At 23.7% G+C, this 241-nt stretch carries 1 protein-coding gene; it reads left to right on the top strand.

Annotation, left to right across the window (positions count from 1 at the left end):
- Nucleotides 1-241, top strand: a 241-nt coding sequence (locus AC6UD1_RS07040) for a hypothetical protein (protein WP_500707702.1), incomplete at both ends; no start/stop codon positions are given.

Raw genomic sequence — 241 nt, 5'->3', positions numbered from 1 at the left:
CTCAAGATAGTAAATATTTGTATAATAACATACTAGCTAATGATATAAATCTAAAAAATGCAGGGATTGAAAAGACTCCAGATTTTAGTATTATTACATTAATAAATAATAAACAGCAGTATTTGAATTTTTTAAATGGTTTAAAATTACAAAAATTTACAGGTTCATTTGAAATTGTAGCATTACCTAACTTTAATAATGAATATAGCAGTTGTGCAGAAGCTTTAAATATAGGTAAGGA

This window comes from Fructilactobacillus sp. X8R1C1 (genome assembly GCF_059900945.1).
Note: the sequence above shows the minus strand (reverse complement) of the source record. Positions and strands in the feature narration are given on the sequence as shown.